The 16,515-nt window shown below is 72.3% G+C and carries 17 protein-coding genes; 7 read left to right on the forward strand and 10 right to left on the reverse strand.

Annotation, left to right across the window (positions count from 1 at the left end):
* Window position 1: 1 nt before the first annotated feature.
* Window positions 2–430, reverse strand: a complete 429-nt coding sequence (locus AC068B_RS31370; protein ID WP_468568686.1) for a hypothetical protein — start codon at window positions 428–430, stop codon at window positions 2–4.
* A 206-nt stretch (window positions 431–636) separates the two neighbouring features.
* On the opposite strand from AC068B_RS31370, the gene AC068B_RS31375 reads away from it, so the two are divergent.
* The 4 genes from AC068B_RS31375 (at window position 637) to fxsA (ending at window position 4,749) form a co-directional block, all read left to right on the forward strand.
* Complete coding sequence (locus AC068B_RS31375; protein ID WP_468568684.1) at window positions 637–1,077, forward strand: Lrp/AsnC family transcriptional regulator; 441 nt, start codon at window positions 637–639, stop codon at window positions 1,075–1,077.
* A gap of 42 nt (window positions 1,078–1,119) precedes the next feature.
* Complete coding sequence (locus AC068B_RS31380) at window positions 1,120–2,763, forward strand: amidohydrolase (protein ID WP_478674916.1); 1,644 nt, start codon at window positions 1,120–1,122, stop codon at window positions 2,761–2,763.
* Window positions 2,764–3,242: 479 nt separating this feature from the next.
* Window positions 3,243–4,034, forward strand: coding sequence for a polyprenol monophosphomannose synthase (locus tag AC068B_RS31385; RefSeq protein WP_359357677.1), 792 nt, complete (start codon window positions 3,243–3,245; stop codon window positions 4,032–4,034).
* 127 nt (window positions 4,035–4,161) lie between these two features.
* Entirely contained in the window at window positions 4,162–4,749 is a 588-nt protein-coding gene (gene fxsA, locus AC068B_RS31390; RefSeq protein ID WP_478674917.1) for an FxsA family membrane protein, read from the forward strand.
* Between the two features lie 112 nt (window positions 4,750–4,861).
* Here the strand turns inward: fxsA and AC068B_RS31395 are convergent, their stop codons facing one another.
* The 4 genes from AC068B_RS31395 to yczE form a co-directional block, all read right to left on the reverse strand.
* Entirely contained in the window at window positions 4,862–5,236 is a 375-nt protein-coding gene (locus AC068B_RS31395) for an RNA polymerase-binding protein RbpA (RefSeq protein WP_249591189.1), read from the reverse strand.
* Between the two features lie 256 nt (window positions 5,237–5,492).
* Window positions 5,493–6,854, reverse strand: coding sequence for an MFS transporter (locus AC068B_RS31400; protein WP_478674918.1), 1,362 nt, complete (start codon window positions 6,852–6,854; stop codon window positions 5,493–5,495).
* A gap of 46 nt (window positions 6,855–6,900) precedes the next feature.
* Window positions 6,901–7,668: a glycerophosphodiester phosphodiesterase family protein gene (locus tag AC068B_RS31405; protein WP_478674919.1), complete on the reverse strand. Its 768-nt coding sequence runs from the start codon at window positions 7,666–7,668 to the stop codon at window positions 6,901–6,903.
* Window positions 7,665–8,375, reverse strand: a complete 711-nt coding sequence (yczE, locus tag AC068B_RS31410; protein ID WP_478674920.1) for a membrane protein YczE — start codon at window positions 8,373–8,375, stop codon at window positions 7,665–7,667. Before yczE ends, AC068B_RS31405 begins: the two co-directional genes overlap by 4 nt.
* Window positions 8,376–8,439: 64 nt before the next feature.
* On the opposite strand from yczE, the gene AC068B_RS31415 reads away from it, so the two are divergent.
* The gene (locus tag AC068B_RS31415) at window positions 8,440–9,939 is read left to right on the forward strand and encodes an SCO1417 family PLP biosynthesis transcription factor (protein WP_478674921.1); all 1,500 of its coding nucleotides are present in this window, start codon (window positions 8,440–8,442) and stop codon (window positions 9,937–9,939) included.
* A gap of 54 nt (window positions 9,940–9,993) precedes the next feature.
* Here the strand turns inward: AC068B_RS31415 and AC068B_RS31420 are convergent, their stop codons facing one another.
* Window positions 9,994–11,571, reverse strand: coding sequence for a hypothetical protein (locus AC068B_RS31420; protein ID WP_478674922.1), 1,578 nt, complete (start codon window positions 11,569–11,571; stop codon window positions 9,994–9,996).
* A 37-nt stretch (window positions 11,572–11,608) separates the two neighbouring features.
* Window positions 11,609–11,803 carry a hypothetical protein gene (locus tag AC068B_RS31425; protein ID WP_055567030.1) on the reverse strand — a complete coding sequence of 65 codons (195 nt, stop codon included), beginning with the start codon at window positions 11,801–11,803 and terminating at the stop codon, window positions 11,609–11,611.
* Between the two features lie 275 nt (window positions 11,804–12,078).
* Here AC068B_RS31425 and AC068B_RS31430 point away from each other — a divergent pair, with 275 nt between their 5' ends.
* Complete coding sequence (locus AC068B_RS31430; RefSeq protein ID WP_478674923.1) at window positions 12,079–12,471, forward strand: ankyrin repeat domain-containing protein; 393 nt, start codon at window positions 12,079–12,081, stop codon at window positions 12,469–12,471.
* 301 nt (window positions 12,472–12,772) lie between these two features.
* Window positions 12,773–14,188, forward strand: coding sequence for a HEAT repeat domain-containing protein (locus tag AC068B_RS31435; protein ID WP_478674924.1), 1,416 nt, complete (start codon window positions 12,773–12,775; stop codon window positions 14,186–14,188).
* Window positions 14,189–14,216: 28 nt separating this feature from the next.
* Here AC068B_RS31435 and AC068B_RS31440 read toward each other — a convergent pair whose 3' ends face one another.
* From AC068B_RS31440 to AC068B_RS31450, 3 genes are read right to left on the reverse strand one after another with little or no spacing between them, the layout of a single operon-like run.
* Window positions 14,217–15,086 carry a 5-oxoprolinase subunit C family protein gene (locus AC068B_RS31440; RefSeq protein ID WP_478674925.1) on the reverse strand — a complete coding sequence of 290 codons (870 nt, stop codon included), beginning with the start codon at window positions 15,084–15,086 and terminating at the stop codon, window positions 14,217–14,219.
* Window positions 15,083–15,754, reverse strand: a complete 672-nt coding sequence (locus AC068B_RS31445; RefSeq protein WP_478674926.1) for a 5-oxoprolinase subunit B family protein — start codon at window positions 15,752–15,754, stop codon at window positions 15,083–15,085. The genes AC068B_RS31440 and AC068B_RS31445 overlap by 4 nt, the downstream gene beginning before the upstream one ends.
* On the reverse strand, window positions 15,751–16,515 hold the full coding sequence (locus tag AC068B_RS31450) for a LamB/YcsF family protein (protein WP_478674927.1): 765 nt from the start codon (window positions 16,513–16,515) through the stop codon (window positions 15,751–15,753). The genes AC068B_RS31445 and AC068B_RS31450 overlap by 4 nt, the downstream gene beginning before the upstream one ends.

Below are 16,515 nucleotides of genomic sequence, written 5' to 3' on the forward strand. Positions count from 1 at the left end.
ATCAGGCGGCGGGCCGGTGCTGTTGCGGAACCCGGAACGGACGCGAGCCCGGACCGCCCACGTGCGAGAAGGGCTGCGTCCGCCAGTCGAGCCCCTGAGGGAGCGTCAACAGCAGCGCCGTGTCCTGCTCCTGGGCCTCCATCGTCTCGTCGGCGGGCGCGGCGTCGGCGGCCGCCCGGCCGGTGCCCGCGCAGACCGTCAGCCCGAACGGGTTCCACGGCGTGGCGCACAGCGCGTGCTCGGGCAGCACGTCCTCGTCCGCGAGGAGCGCGATGGGCTGCCCGCAGTCGGGGCAGTTCACCCGGTACATCTCAAAAGTGTCGTAGGAGTCGAGAAAGGCGTCGGCCGGTTCGACGCCCTCCGGCTCGGGCTCGGCGGCCGGCTGCTGCTTGGCGCGGGCAGACCGGCCGGGGCGCTTCAAGTTCTGCATGGGAATCTCCCCCTCGGGTGGGCCGAAAAGGCAACTGCGGCCTCGACCACAGCAAGCACTTCCCGTCCCGTCGTAGAGGTAATCGTTGCATCCCGTCGGACACGGGCACAGCGGTGTGGCATTCGTCACATGCCAAATAAAGTTGCCCTCGAGCGGGGAGACGAGTCGGCTATCCGTGGGGATCAAGAGCCCTGTAGGTTCGGCGCATGGAGGAGCTGGACCGACAGATCGTGGAGCTGCTCGTCAAGGACGGGCGGATGAGCTACACCGACCTGGGCAAGGCCACGGGCCTGTCCACGTCTGCCGTGCACCAGCGGGTGCGCAGGCTGGAGCAGCGGGGTGTCATCCGAGGCTATGCCGCGGTCGTCGACCCGGAGGCCGTCGGGCTGCCGCTCACGGCTTTCATCTCGGTGAAACCGTTCGACCCCAGCGCCCCCGACGACATCGCCGAACGGCTCGCGGGCGTCCCGGAGATCGAGGCGTGCCACAGCGTCGCAGGCGACGAGAACTACATCCTCAAGGTCCGCGTCGCCACCCCGCTTGAGCTCGAGCACCTGCTCAGCCGGTTGCGGGCGCTCGCCGGTGTCTCCACGCGCACGACGGTCGTCCTCTCCACTCCGTACGAGGCGCGCCCGCCCCAGGTGTGACCCCCGCGTCGGCCGACCGCCGACAGGGGCGAGACTGGTCCCATGAGCCAGAGCACCGCCCCCGGGAACGACCCCCAGGATCCACTGAACCACCGCACCGTGCTGCTGCGCGGCGGCGACATCCACAGCCCCGCCGATCCGTTCGCCACCGCAATGGTCGTCGAGCGCGGACATGTCGCCTGGGTCGGCTCCGAGGGCGCCGCCGACTCCTTCGCCAGCGGCGTCGACGACGTGGTCGACCTCGAAGGAGCCCTGGTCACCCCGGCGTTCACGGACGCCCATGTGCACACCACGGCGACCGGCCTCGCGCTGACGGGGCTGGACCTCACCGGAGCCCGCTCGCTGCCCGACGCGCTCGTTCTCGTACGCGAACACGCCGCCGCGCGACCGCACGACACCGTCCTCCTCGGCCACGGCTGGGACGCGGCCCGCTGGTCCGGCGGCCATCCGCCCACGCGCGCGGAGCTCGACGAGGCGACGGGCGGCAGGCCCCTGTACCTCTCGCGCATCGACGTCCACTCGGCCGTGGTCACCACCGCACTGCTCGACCTGGTGCCCGGCGTCACCGAGCGCGCGGGCTTCCACCCGGACGCCCCGCTGACCGCCGACGCCCACCACGGGGTGCGCGCCGCCGCCCTCGGCGCGATCACCCCGCAGCAGCGCACGGAGGCCCAGCGCGCCGCGCTCCGGCACGCCGCCTCGCTCGGCATCGGCTCCGTCCACGAGTGCGCGGGCCCCGAGATCTCCGACGAGGACGACTTCACCGGGCTGCTGCGGCTCGCCGCCGAGGAGCCTGGCCCGCGCGTCGTCGGCTACTGGGCCGAGCGTGACGTGCGGCGCGCGAAGGAACTCGGCGCGGTCGGCGCCGCGGGTGACCTCTTCGTCGACGGCGCCCTCGGCTCGCACACCGCCTGCCTCCACGAGCCGTACGCCGACGCGTCCCACACCGGCACCGCCTACCTGGACGCCGCGGCCATCGCCGCCCATGTCGTGGAATGCACGGAGGAAGGCCTCCAGGCGGGCTTCCACGCCATCGGGGACGCCGCGGTGGCCTCCGTGGTCGACGGCATGCGCCGAGCCGCGGAGAAGCTCGGTCCGGCCCGCGTCCGCGCCGCGCGGCACCGCGTCGAGCACGCCGAGATGCTCACGCCGGAGACGATCGCCGCCTTCGCCGAGTTCGGCCTCACCGCGTCCGTCCAGCCCGCCTTCGACGCGCTGTGGGGCGGTGAGGACGGCATGTACGTCCAGCGCCTCGGCGCCGAGCGGGCCCGCACCCTGAATCCGTACGCGGCCCTCCTGCGCGCCGGTGTGCCCCTCGCCTTCGGCTCCGACAGCCCCGTCACACCGCTCGACCCCTGGGGCACCGTCCGTGCCGCCGCCTTCCACCGCACGCCCGAGCACCGGGTCTCCGTGCGGGCGGCGTTCACCGCGCACACCCGCGGCGGCTGGCGGGCCGTCGGCCGCGACGACGCGGGCGTCCTGGTGCCGGGCGCGCCCGCCGATTACGCCGTGTGGCGCACCTCCGATCTGGTGGTACAGGCCCCGGACGACCGCGTGGCCCGCTGGTCGACCGACCCGAGGTCCGGCACGCCCGGCCTGCCGGACCTCTCGCCGGGCGCCGAACTCCCCGTGTGCCTGCGCACCGTGGTGGCCGGAAGGCCCGTGTTCGTGGGGCCGGACGAGTGATGTCCCGGCGGTGCGTGCCGCGGATCATGGCCGGTCACGGCGTCGCACGACCTGGGAATCCTGGGCACTGACCTGGCGGTCCGTTAAGTCGGCGCAGCTCAGCGGGGTATTGACAGAGAGCCGCCGTGGGCCGGTAGGTTCGGCCGGGTCCACCACAGGACGTCCGACCGGCGAACCTCCACGCAGTCTCGAACGCCGCTGGGTCACGGGTGGTGTGCCACACCGGCGCACCACCACTGGGAGCCAGGTCCAGCGCCCGGGACGCGGAGGCGAGGGAACGTATCAGCCGAATCGGCAGGTGTGACCCGGGTCGGGCCCGGACGCTCAGTAGACAACGGCTTTCGGTCGATCCGCAGCCAGCGGGTCCCAGGTCGGCCCGAAGGGCGCCGGGCCCCGATCCGCAGTACGTCCCGTGCCGTCGCAGCGGCGCAGGCAGCGGCCATTAAGGTGGTCCTCTGCGTACGAACGAAGGGGCAGTAGTGAACGACGGCGGCGGGGTCTCCGAAGCAGGGGACCAGGGGAGGCAGTTCGGCTCGCTCGGCACGGCCTTGGTGATCATTCCGACCTACAACGAGGCGGAGAACATCCAGTCCATCGTCGGCCGGGTGCGTGCCTCCGTGCCGGACGCGCACATCCTGGTCGCCGACGACAACAGCCCCGACGGCACCGGCAAGATCGCCGATGAGCTCGCGGCCGAGGACGAGCAGGTCCACGTGCTGCACCGCAAGGGCAAGGAAGGGCTCGGCGCGGCCTATCTCGCGGGCTTCCGCTGGGGCCTCGACAACGACTACGGCGTGCTCGTCGAGATGGACGCGGACGGCTCCCACCAGCCGGAGGAGCTGCCCCGGCTGCTCACCGCCCTGAAGGGCGCCGACCTCGTGCTCGGCTCGCGCTGGGTGCCGGGCGGGCGGGTCGTCAACTGGCCCAAGCACCGCGAGTTCATCTCCCGCGGCGGCAGCACCTACTCCCGGCTCCTGCTCGACGTGCCGATCCGCGACGTGACGGGCGGCTACCGTGCCTTCCGCCGCGAGACCCTCGAAGGCCTCGGACTCGGCGAGGTCGAGTCGCAGGGGTACTGCTTCCAGGTCGACCTGGCGCGCCGCGCGGTCAAGGCGGGCTATCACGTCGTCGAGGTGCCCATCACCTTCGTCGAGCGGGAGCTCGGCGACAGCAAGATGAGCCAGAACATCGTCGTCGAGGCGCTGTGGCGGGTCACCGCCTGGGGCGTCGGCGAGCGCGTCGGCAAGGTCATCGGGCGCAAGCAGCCCTGAGAGCCTGTGTCACAACCCCGGCAGGCTGAGCGTCGGGCCAGGTCGCGGCGGTCGCTCCGGACGGGCCGACCGCCTTCTTGATCATCCCCTTATGCCGGACTGAGGCGGTCCCAGGCACACTGGGAGCATGACGACTGGCGCACCGCCTCCCATCCGACCCGCCCGGCCCCGGCGCTCCGGGCCCCTGAGGTTCCTGCCGCTCGGGATCGCCGCGTGGCTGGTCCTGGAAATCTGGCTGCTCATCGTCGTGGCGGGAGCCACGAGCGGGTTCGTGGTCTTCCTGCTCCTGGTGGGCGGCCTCGTGCTCGGCTCCGCGGTGATCAAGCGCGCGGGGCGCCGGGCGTTCCGCAAGCTCAGCGAGGCGGTGCAACAGCAGCAGAGCGGCCAGAGCGGTGTGACGCCCGCCCCGGAGGAGACCGGGGGAGGCAGCGCCCTGACGATGCTGGGCGGCCTCCTGATCATCCTGCCGGGGCTCGTCTCGGACGCCCTGGGGCTGATCCTGCTGGTCCCGTCGGTCCAGAAGGCCCTGGGGAAGTATGCGGAGCGGACCTTCGAGCGCAAGGTGCGCGAGTCGACGCCCGGCGGCCTCGGGGACGCCTTCCAGCAGGCACGGATGCACCGCCCGGACGGCAAGGTCGTGCAGGGCGAGGTCATCAGGGACGACGAGCCGCCGATGCGCGGCCAGCGCCCGGACGACCCGCAGCTGCCGCACTGATCCGGACTGAATCGCTCCACACACACCCGCACACGCAAAGGGCCGGGGCCACTGCTCAGCAGTGGCCCCGGCCCTTTTTGTTGCGTTGTGCGGTGTGCCGCAGTATCCGTCGTCAGGCGGACTTGCGGCTGTCACGCGGGTGCACCGCGATGTTCATGGCGCCGGACCGGAGAACCGCGAGACGCTCCTCGAGGACCTCTTCGAGCTCCTCTCGGGTGCGGCGCTCCATGAGCATGTCCCAGTGCGTACGCGCCGGCTTGCCCTTCTTCTCCTCAGGTCCGTCGCCGTCTACGAGGAGTGCCTGGACCCCGCAGACCTTGCACTCCCACTCCGGCGGGATCTCCGCCTCGACCGAGAACGGCATCTCGAAACGATGTCCGTTCTGGCATGCGTACTCCACGGCCTGGCGCGGAGCCAGGTCGATGCCGCGGTCGGTCTCGTAGCTCGTCACTACGAGTCGCGTGCCGCGAAGAGCTCGCTCACTCATGAATCGTGCCTCCCGGGCTTGTCGCCCACAGGACAGGTGTCGCTGTCGTCGTCATCCGGTCAACGTCCGGTCGGCGGTAAAGATTCCCGTTCTGGGTCATGCGTCGCCGTCGTATGCCGCCCCTTGTTGTACCCACCAGTGCCCGGTTTGTCACATCTGGCAGCAGATGTCACCCAGCGTTTCTGAATCTTCAGCTCGCAGTAACGGTCCGCCTGGCAGGCCAAACGCGTACACTACCGGCCTTTGGCTTCAGTTGCTAAATCCGGGTGGGTACGGGATTGCCCGCGTCGCGCACCGCACGCCGCACGGGTACCCGTGCGAGCAGGGCGAATCCCAGCAAAAAGAACGCCACGAGCGACACGATGGCGTCCCGGTAACTGCCCGTGAGCTGGTACGTGAGGCCGAAGATCAACGGTCCCAGCCAGGACACCCCGCGGTCGCTGATCTCGTACGCGGAAAAGTACTCGGCCTCCTTCCCGCGCGGCACCAGGTGCGAGAAGAGCGAGCGGGACAGCGCCTGCGTGCCGCCGAGGACCAGACCGATCCCGGCGGCCAGCACGAAGAACCACGCGGGTGCCCCGGCGGGCAGGAAGTACCCGGCCCCGATCGTCGCCGTCCAGGCCACCAGCGAGCCGAGAATGGTCCGCTTGGCGCCGTACGTCCGGGCGAGTCGTCCCATGGCGAGGGCACCGGCGACCGCGAGCAGCTGCACGAGCAGGACCGCGACGATCAGCGTGGACTGGCCGAGGCCGAGCTCCTCCGAGCCGTATACGGACGCCTGGGAGATCACGGTCTGCACCCCGTCGTTGTAGACGAGGTAGGCGAGCAGGAAGGCGAGCGTGTGGGGGTGGCGGCGCATGTCCCGCACCGTCGCCCGGAGCTGCTGCCACCCTCCCAGGGGCGACGCCCCGGCCTCGGGTGCGGGCGTCCTGCGGTCCCGCAGCCGCTTCAGAGGTACGAGGGTGAAGGCGCCCCACCAGACGCCCGCCGACGCGAGACAGATGCGGACCGAGGTCGCCTCGGAGAGGCCGAAGCTTTCGTGGGCGAGGAACAGGACGAGGTTCGCCACCAGGACGAGGGCGCCCGCCGCGTAGCCGAAGGCCCAGCCGCGCGAGGAGACCGCGTCGCGTTCCTCCGGAGGCGCGATCTGCGGCAGGTAGGAGTTGTAGAGCACCATCGAGACGGCGAGCGAGGCATTGGCGACGATCAAGAGGAAGCCGCCGAGGAGATAGCGCTCCCCGCCGAGGAAGAACATGCCCGCCGTGGCGGCCGACCCCAGATACGCGGAGAGCGCGAGGAGGGGCTTCTTGCGGCCCGTACGGTCGGCGGCCGCTCCCGCCAGCGGCATGACGAACACCGACACGATCACCGAAACGGACACCGTGTAGGCGAAGAAGGAGCCCGCGCGGACCGGGATGCCGAGCGGGTGCACGTATCCGTCGGGATCCGCGGCCGCCTGGGCGATCTCCGTGAGATAGGGCCCGAGGAACACGGTCAGGACGCTCGTCGAATAGACCGAGCACGCCCAGTCGTAGACGTACCAGCCCCGCTGCTCGCGCCGTCGTTCGGCGATGGCTCCGTCGTCGTCCGGTACTGCCTTCACGGTGTCGGTGTTCACCCGTGACCTCGCTGTTCCCCGTGGTGCGACGCGGCCCCGGGGCAGGTCAGACCCAGGTCCCCCGGTCCTTGAGCACCCCGCGCAGCGTCTCGATGTGATCGGAAACTATGCCATCCACGCCCAGGTCGAGGAGGGCGCTCATCCGCTCGGCGTCATTGACCGTCCACACGTGGACCTGCAGCCCGCGCGCGTGGGCGGCGCGCACGAAACGGTGGTCGACCACCCGGATCCCGCCGTGCGTCTCGGGCACCTGGGCGCAGACCGCGGAGCGGCGCAGGGCGGCGGGCACTCCGTAGGACAGCATCCGCAGCGCCGCCACGCCCCGGGTGCCCAGGGAGGTGGCCAGGCGCGGGCCCGCCAGACGCTGGGCCCTGGCCACGCGCGCCTCGGAGAACGAGCCGACACAGACGCGGTCCCAGGAGCCGGTGCGGCGGATCAGGTCGAGCAGCGGAAGGAGCGCGGGCTCCGCCTTCACGTCCACGTTCCAGCGCACGTCCGGGAACGATTCGAGGCACTCCTCGAAGAGGGGCACCGGCTCGCTGCCCGCCACGCGCGCGTGGCGCACCTCGCTCCAGGGGAGGTCGATGATGCGCCCTGCCGCGTCCGTCACCCGGTCCAGCGTCGTGTCGTGGAAGGCGACGAGGCGGCCGTCGGCGGTGGCGTGCACATCGGTCTCGATGTAGCGGTAGCCGAGGTCGACGGCGTGCCGGAAGGCCGCCGCGGTGTTCTCCAGGCCGTCCGCCGCGCCGCCGCGGTGGGCGAGGGCGAGCGGTCCTGGGTGATCGAGGTAGGGGTGGCGTACGCGCGTGGTCACCGCTGCAGTATCGCCTGCTCCGACGGCCCGCCGGAGGCCACGACGCCGCCCGTGGCGGTCGTGGGGATGGCGAATCGGCGCAGGAAGAACTGGGCGAGCGGGCCGATGGACAGGGCGTACAGGACGGTGCCGACCCCCACGGTGCCGCCGAGCGCGAAGCCGGTGGCGACCACCACCACCTCGATCAGCGTCCGCATCAGCCGGATGGAGCGCCCGGTCCGCTGGTGCAGGCCCGTCATCAGGCCGTCCCGGGGGCCGGGGCCGAACGCGGCCGCGATGTAGAGCCCGGTCGCCGCGCCGTTCAGGACGATTCCGAACACCATCACGGGGATGCGGACGGCCCAGCCGTGCGCATCGGGGAGCAGGGCGAGCGAGGCGTCCATCGCCAGGCCGACGACGAAGACATTGGAGACCGTGCCGAGGCCCGGACGCTGCCTGAGCGGGATCCACAGCAGCAGGACCGCGGCGCCCACCAGGATGGATACGACGCCGATCGACAGACCGGTGAGCTCCGCGAGCCCCTGGTGCAGTACGTTCCACGGCTCGAGCCCGAGGCCCGACACCACGAGGAGCGCTGAGCTCACGCCGTACAGGGTGAGGCCCACGTACAGCTGCGTGAGTCTCCGTGGCAGCCGCCGCTTCGTCGCCTCGGGTGTCGTGCCGGACAAGAGGTGCCCCCTGCTGGTGGTGGGTGTGGCCTGACACATGACACTCTGTGGCTTGTACTGAGAAGCCAACCATGGCCAATTCGGGGAAGGTGGACTGGGAATCATGGCTCAGTGGACTTCAGCAATGGGCTCGACGCAGCTCGCCCGCCTCCTCGCCTCCCAGCAGGACCGCCCCGTCGGCACGGGCACGCGCCGCCCACCCGCCTACCGCGCTCTCGCCGACGGCATCCGGCTGCTCGTCCTCGAAGGCCGCGTACCGGTCGCCGCACGCCTGCCCGCCGAGCGCGAACTCGCGGTCGCGCTCGCCGTCAGCCGCACCACTGTCGCCGCCGCCTACGAGGCGCTGCGCTCCGAAGGATTCCTGGAGTCCCGCAGGGGAGCGGGCAGCTGGACCGCCGTCCCCGCCGGAAATCCCCTCCCCGCGCGCGGTCTCGAACCGCTGCCGCCCGAGGCGCTCGGTTCCATGATCGACCTCGGCTGCGCCGCGCTGCCCGCGCCCGAGCCCTGGCTCACCCGCTCCGTCCAGGGCGCCCTCGAAGCGCTCCCGCCGTACGCCCACACGCACGGCGACTACCCCGCGGGGCTGCCCGCCCTGCGCGAAATGCTCGCCGAGCGCTACACCGCGCGCGGGATCCCCACCATGCCCGAACAGATCATGGTGACCACCGGGGCGATGGGCGCCATCGACGCCATCTGCCACCTCTTCGCGGGCCGCGGCGAACGCATCGCCGTCGAGTCGCCGTCTTACGCCAACATCCTCCAGCTGATGCGCGAGGCGGGCGCCCGCCTCGTCCCCGTCGCCATGGCCGAAGGCCTCCAGGGCTGGGACATGGACCGCTGGCGCCAGGTGCTGCGCGACGCCGCGCCCCGGCTCGCGTACGTCGTCGCCGACTTCCACAACCCGACGGGCGCCCTCGCGGGCGAGGACCAGCGCAGGCAACTCGTCGAGGCGGCCCGGTCCGCGGGCACGGTCCTCGTCGTCGACGAGACGATGAGCGAGCTCGGCCTCGACCCGGACCTCACCATGCCGCGCCCGGTCTGCGGCTTCGACCCCGCGGGCTCCACCGTCATCACCGTCGGCTCGGCGAGCAAGGCCTTCTGGGCCGGTATGCGCATCGGCTGGGTGCGGGCCGCCCCCGACGTGATCCGCAGCCTCGTCGCCGCGCGCGCCTACGCCGACCTGGGCACCCCGGTCCTCGAACAGCTCGCCGTGAACTGGCTGCTGAACACCAACGGCTGGCAGGCCGCCGTGGACGTGCGCAGGGAGCAGGCCAGGGAGAACCGCGACGCGCTGGTCGCCGCCGTCCGCCGCGAGCTGCCCGACTGGGAGTTCGAGGTGCCGCGCGGCGGTCTGACCCTGTGGGTGCGCACCGGGGGCGTGTCCGGGTCGCGGCTCGCTGAAGTGGGCGAGCGGGTGGGCGTGCGGGTTCCTTCGGGGCCGCGCTTCGGGGTGGACGGGGCCTTCGAGGGGTACGTGCGGCTGCCGTTCACCGTCGGGGGAGCGGTCGCCGAGGAGGCGGCGGTGCGGCTGGCCGCGGCGGCCCGGCTCGTGGAGACGGGCGTCGGCGCGGCCGCGCAGGCCGCGCACCCCTTCGTCGCCTGACGCCCGTCTCCGTAGAGCTCTCTTCAGAGCTCCCTGGAACTCCGTAGAGGTGCGTCAGCTCTCGGCGGGAACCGGTTCCGCCTCCGTGGCCTCCGGGGCGGTGCCCCCCGCCTCGTCCGGCGGCGTGCTCCGCTCCGGCAGCAGCTCGAGGACGGCCTGCCGGTGCGCCTCACTGGTCGCGTCGTCGTAAGGGTCGGGGGTCGCGGGCACCTGGAGGCGGTGCACCTGGCCCGCGCCCAGCCGGGCGTAGCCACGTCCGGGCGGGACGTCCGACGTGGGCGTCGTGTGGGGCGGGGCGCCGAGGACGTCCTCCAACTGGTCGGCTGTTGCGTACCCGAGCACCACGCGCGCGCGGGTGTGCTGGTGCACGGCGTCGCTCAGCGCGTCCAGGCCGTCCAGCTGATCGGCGACCACGACCGTCACGTTGGCCGCCCTGCCGTGCCGCAGCGGGACCTGCAGCAGCGACTGGGGGTCCTTGCGCCCGTCGGCCGCGGCGAGGTGGCCGAGCGCGCTCGGGCGGTCGAGGAGGATCCACAGGGGGCGCTTGGTGTCCTCCGGCGGCGGGTGGCCCGCCTGCCGCGCGCGGTTCGCCGCGATGAGCCTGCGCTCGGTCTCGTGCGCCGCCCATTCGAGGCTCGCGAGCGCACCCGCGAGCCCGCACTCGATGGCGAGGACCCCGTCACGGCCGGTCAGGCAGGCGTAGTCACCGGTGCCGCTGCCCTCGACGATGAGCACGTCGCCGTACTGCAGCGCCTGGAGGGCGATGGAGCGCAGCAGTGTCGTCGTGCCGCTGCCCGGCTGACCGGCGATCAGCAGGTGCGGCTCGGTGGAGCGGATGCCGGTGCGCCACACGACGGGGGGTACGTCGCGCTGTTCCGCACCGTCGGCCAGCGGCAGGGTGCGCTGGACGCCGGTCTCGTCGGTGAAGCCGAGGACGGTCTCTCCTGGTGCGGTGACGAACCGCTGGGCCGCGATGTCGGTGGGCAGCGGGGCGAGCACCGTGACGGTGAGCTGGTTGCCCTCCTCGTCCCAGGCGAAGTGGTACTCCCGGCCGCGGCCCGCCTTGGCGTGCAGCAACTGCTCGATCCGCGCGCGGGACTCGGCCTCGCCGTCCGTGAAGTACGCGGGATAGCGCACCACGAGCCGGGAGATCCGCCCGGTGTCGTCGAAGTCGTGCTCTACGAAGGCCTTGTCCCATTCGCCGCCGTGCGCGAAGAGCGGGGCGGGGTCCTCGGGGACCGAGAAGTACGGGACGAGTGCTTCGTAGAGGGACTGCAGCCGCTGCACCTGCGCCTCGTCCGGGCCGGTCGGCTCCGGGGCGGTGCGCTCGCGGCCCGTCCATGCCGCCGCCGCCATCAGGGAGATGAGGGCGAGCAGCGGCCCGTAGGGCACGAGCGCCACGACCAGGATCACGGAGGCCACCAGGAACAGCAGCGGCCCGCGCTTGTCCTTGGGGGTGTCGGCCCACCTGCGCCGTCCGGCGGCGGCCAGCCGGCGCAGTCCGCGCGTGATCGTGATCAGCGGATGGAGGACATCCGTGGCGCTGTCGGCCGCCGACCGTGCCAGCTCCCTGCTCCGGGCGATGGATGCGGTGCCGTTGCTCAGAATGCGGGGGAGTGGTCGCCTGGCCACGTCTGTCTCCTGAAGGTGCGTACGAAGGACGGGAACGTCAGAACTTGATCCCGCCGAGGAGGCTCGCCAGGCTCGCGCTGCCGGCCTTGATGCTCGGGGCGATGGCGGTGCCCGCCATGAAGAAGCCGAAGAGGGCGCAGACCAGTGCGTGGGACGCCTTGAGTCCGTCCTTGCGGAAGAAGAGGAAGACGATGATTCCGAGCAGTACGACGCCCGAGATGGAAAGGACCATGACGGTTCTCCTGGTTTGGTGGGGACAGTCACCATGAGTTCTTCCAGGTTCACAGCATGTATCCATACGATAAAAGGTGCAAATGGGTTAATTTCTCAGGATTTCCCTCTAATGGTGGAGCCCAGTTGGACCATGAGAGGCGGGTTCGGGTGGCCTTTGCGCCCCTCCGTGATCTTTGCCTCGGGCGGGCCGGGCCATGTATCCGCGGGGGCAGTACCCTGTCGATTCACTCGTACGGCTGCACAGGCAGCGCACCCAGAAAGGCGGACGTCCCCATGAGCGAAGCCCCCGACCCGGAGGTCGTGGACTTGGCGACCAAGATCTTTGATCTGGCACGCCAGGGCGATGCCGCGGCACTCGCCGCTTATGTGGACGCGGGTGTTCCGGCGAACCTCACGAACGACAGCGGTGACTCGCTGGTGATGCTCGCGGCCTACCACGGGCAGGCCGATGCGGTCCGTGCCCTCGTGGAGCGGGGCGCCGACACCAACCGTGCCAACGACCGTGGGCAGACCCCGCTCGCCGGGGCGGTCTTCAAGGGTGAGGACGCGGTGATCCAGGTCCTCCTGGAGGGCGGCGCGGATCCTGCCGCCGGTACTCCTTCGGCGGTCGACACGGCCAGGATGTTCGGGAAGGCGGAGCTACTGCAGCTGTTCGGGGCCGCCTGAACGGGGTACCTGACCAGCAACAACGGGGGCGCTGGAAATGTGGTCGCGGCGGACCTGACCGCCGGGTCATCATGACGAAGTGATTCACGGACGCGACGGCGGGGCAGATGATGCCGCACCGCGCGGACCGTGAGCGGCCCGCCCCCGGACCTCCCGTCCGGGAACCCCCGGGCCACCGACGAGAGGCAGAGGAAGATGGTCTTCGACAAGCAAAAGACGGCGGGCGGCCCGACGTGTTGGCGCACGGCCAGGTAATGCGTGATTCCCGGTTGCGTCGACGCTTGATGTGAGGCTGTTTCCCATGTTCGATCCGGTCATAGCGCCCAGCGGTACGCTGCTCGGCCTCCTGCAGAGGGGCCGCGGCGACGGCACCCTGCACGCGCTCACCGCACCACGCTCCGAGGCGCTCACCGCCCTCGACCAGTGCGTGCTGAACGATCCACGCCACGACTGGCAGGTGGAGAACCGTTCGTTGTACTACGCCCGGCTCTACCTCGACCTGCACGGTGGGCTCGGCGAGATCGAGCGGCACCTCTTCGATGCCGAGGACGTCTTGCACACGGACGACTCGCGCACCGGACTCGCCCTGGCCGTCCTCGGGCACCTCGCCTCGTACGGCAGGCAGGACGCCCTGGAGCTGCTGCGGAGGTACGCGGCGTTCGGCACCAACTGGGCCTGGGCCCTCGACGAGCTGGCGCTGCGGGACGACGACGCGGGCCTGCGCGCCCTCGCGGTCCCCGTGCTCGCCAGATTCGCCCCCGACGCCGAGGGCGAGGCCGACCTGGCCGCCGCCGTCCGCGACGCCTATGAACCCAGGCCCTGGCGCCTCTGGGAGGAGGACCCCCGCGCCGATATCGGCGCCCGCGTGCGAGCCGCGCGGGAACAGGGTTCCTTCGACCGATGGCAGCGCCAGATGCGGCCCTCGGGGCCACGCCCCGGCTGGAGCGTCCAGGCCGTCTTCGACTGGGCCCAGGAAGGCCTGGAGCGGGGCTCCGTCCTGTACGTGCCCGCGGCCCGCTGCCTGACAGCCGTCGCGGGGCCCGAGGACCGGGCCGAGATCATCGAGGCCGCCCGCAGCGGCTCGGACGGGGCGCGCGGCACCGCTCTGCGCTACCTCGCGGACACCCACGACCCCGAAGTCCTCGACCTCATCGAGTACGCCGCGGAGGGCCCCTCCCAGATCGTGGTGGACGCCGCCACTGAAGCGTTCGAACGGATGCGGAGCGTCGCCGCCGTCGAGCGCGCCCGGCGCTGGGCCTACCGGCCCGACGACCTCGGCGCCGCCGCCGGGCGGATGCTCGCCTGCCGGGGCGGCGCGCAGGACAGCAAGCTGGTCCTGGCCGCACTGCGCGAGGCCGTCCGTGGCGAAGGCCCCGACGCACCGACCCTGTGGACCCTCGTCGACGGCGCGGGACGCCTCGGCATCGCCTGTGCCGCCCCCGTGCTGCGGCACGTCTACAGAGAGACCGCCTCCTCCCACCTCCGCGGCCGCGCCGCCCGTGCGCTGGCCGCCACCGACCCCTCCTTCGCCGCAGGGTTCGCCGTCGAGTGCCTCTGGGACTGCGAGGAGACCACCCGCGAAGTCGCCGCACGGCACGCCGAGACCGGTGACGCCCGCGTCGTCAACCGGCTCCGGAGGCTCGCCTCGGACCCCGCCGAGGAGGACGAGGTACAGACCGCGGTGCGCAGCAGGATCGGCCCGGACGCGGCCGTGTAGCGGGTACGTGCGCGGGTCGCTCCCGTGGTCAGCGCCGCCCGGCGCCGACGAACCGTACGGGCGTGCCCGGCCGGGCCTGGGCCGCCGCCGCGAGGTCGCTCTCGCGGACGACCGCGACCACCGGATAGCCCCCGGTGGTCGGATGGTCGGCCAGGAAGACGACGGGCCTGCCGTCCGGCGGGACCTGCACGGCGCCGAGCACCATGCCCTCACTGGGCAGTTCACCCTCGAACGCCCGCTCAAGAGGGGGTCCCTCGGTGCGCAGCCCGATGCGGTTGCTCGCCGAGGACACCGTGTACGTGCGTGTGGTGAGCGTGTCCAGAGCGGCCGCCGTGAACCAGTCCGCACGCGGCCCGAGCGCCACCCCGAGCACCAGCTCCCGGGGCGGCGCGGGCTGCGGAACGGTGTCCACGCGCGCGTGCGCGGCGCCGGGTCGTCCCAGGGGCAGGACGATGCCGTCCGTCAGCGGCGCCGGGCCGAGGCCGGAGAGCAGGTCCGTGGAGCGGCTGCCGAGCACCGGGTCGACGGCCACACCGCCGTCGAACGCGACGTAGCAACGTACTCCGGAGACGGCCGATCCGATGTGCAGGAGAGCCCCCGCGGGCACCCGCACCGGCGCTCCCCAGGGCGCGGGCCTGCCGTCCACGGTCACCGGGCAGGGCGCTCCGCCGATGGCGACGGTGACGGTTCTGCGTGGACGTACGGCACAGCCGTCGAGCGTGGTCTCCAGGACGGCGGCGTCGGGCGGATTGCCCACCAGGCGGTTGACCAGGCGTGCGGCGGGTGGGTCCAGGGCTCCGGAGCGGGGCACTCCGAGATGGGCGTGCCCGGGGCGCCCGAGGTCCTGCACGGTGGTGAGGGCCCCGGCTCGTACGACGGCGAAGGCGCGGTCGGTCATCGCGACCTCGCTGTCGGGTCCGTCGGTGCCGGATCCGTTGGTGGCGAGTCCGTCGGCGGGGTGTCGGTCACGAACCGGACGCGGACGCCGGGGGAGAGCAGCGCGGCGGGCACGCGCGCGTGGTCCCACAGCACGGCGTCCGTCGAGCCGATCAGCTGCCAGCCGCCGGGCGACGCACGTGGGTAGACGCCCGTGTACGGCCCTGCCAGGGCGACACTGCCCTCGGGGACGCCGGTGCGGGGCGTGGCCCGGCGCGGCACTTCGTAGCGCTCGGGCAGGCCGGTCAGATAGCCGAAGCCGGGCGCGAACCCGCAGAAGGCGACGCGGAATTCGGCGGCCGAGTGGATCCGCGCCACCTCGGGCACGGGGACGCCCCAGTGCGCCGCCACGTCCGCGAGGTCCGGCCCGTCGTACCGCACCGGGATCTCCAGGACCGCCGCCGCGCGCGGGGGCAGCGGCGCGACCTCCCAGCCGGGCAGCTCCGCCCCGACGCGGGCGGGCTCGTCCAGGCCGTCGAGGAGCACCGTACGGGCCGCGGGAACGATCTCCCGTACCCGCAAGGCGCCCGTCGCGCGGCGGCGCAGCAGCTCGGCGTGGAGGGCCTGGGCCTCGGCGCCGTCGGAGAGCTCGACGAGCAGGGCCCGCTCGCCGACCGGCAGGGCCCTCATGCGAAGGCCTCCACCCGGACGCCCGCCGACTCCAGCTCCGCCCGCACCCGGCGGGCCAGACCCACCGCGCCCGGGGTGTCGCCGTGCAGGCACAGCGACCGCGCGCGGACCTCGATCTCGCGGCCCGCGTGGGAGGTGACGACGCCGGACCGGGCCATTCCGACGGACCGTGCGACGACGGCGTCCGCCTCCGTGACGACCGCTCCTTCGCCGGTACGCGGAACCAAAGCGCCCTCGTCGGTGTAGGCGCGGTCCGCGAACGCCTCCGTGACGACCGGGAGTCCGGCCTTTTCCGCCGTCTCCAGGAGGCGTGATCCGGGCAGCCCCAGGAGGGGCAGCGCGGGATCGGCGAGCAGTACGCCGTCGACGACCGCGCGGGCCTGTTCCTCGTCGTGGACGACGCGGTTGTAGAGCGCGCCGTGCGGTTTCACGTACGACACGCGCGCGCCCGCCGCGCGGGCGAACACCTCCAAGGCGCCGATCTGGTACGCCACTTCGGCCGCCAGCTCCGCGGCGGGCACGTCCATCGCGCGCCGCCCGAAACCCGCAAGGTCCCGGTAGGACACCTGGGCCCCGATCCGCACCCCGCGCTCGGCGGCGCGGTCGCACACCCGGCGCATGGTGACCGCGTCCCCGGCGTGGAACCCGCAGGCCACGTTGGCGCTGGTGACGACGGACAGCAACTCCTCGTCGTCGGTCAGGCGCCAGCGGCCGAAGCCCTCGCCGAGGTCGGCGTTGAGATCGATCAGAGGGGCGGTCAT

Source organism: Streptomyces sp. NPDC042371, assembly GCF_056437465.1.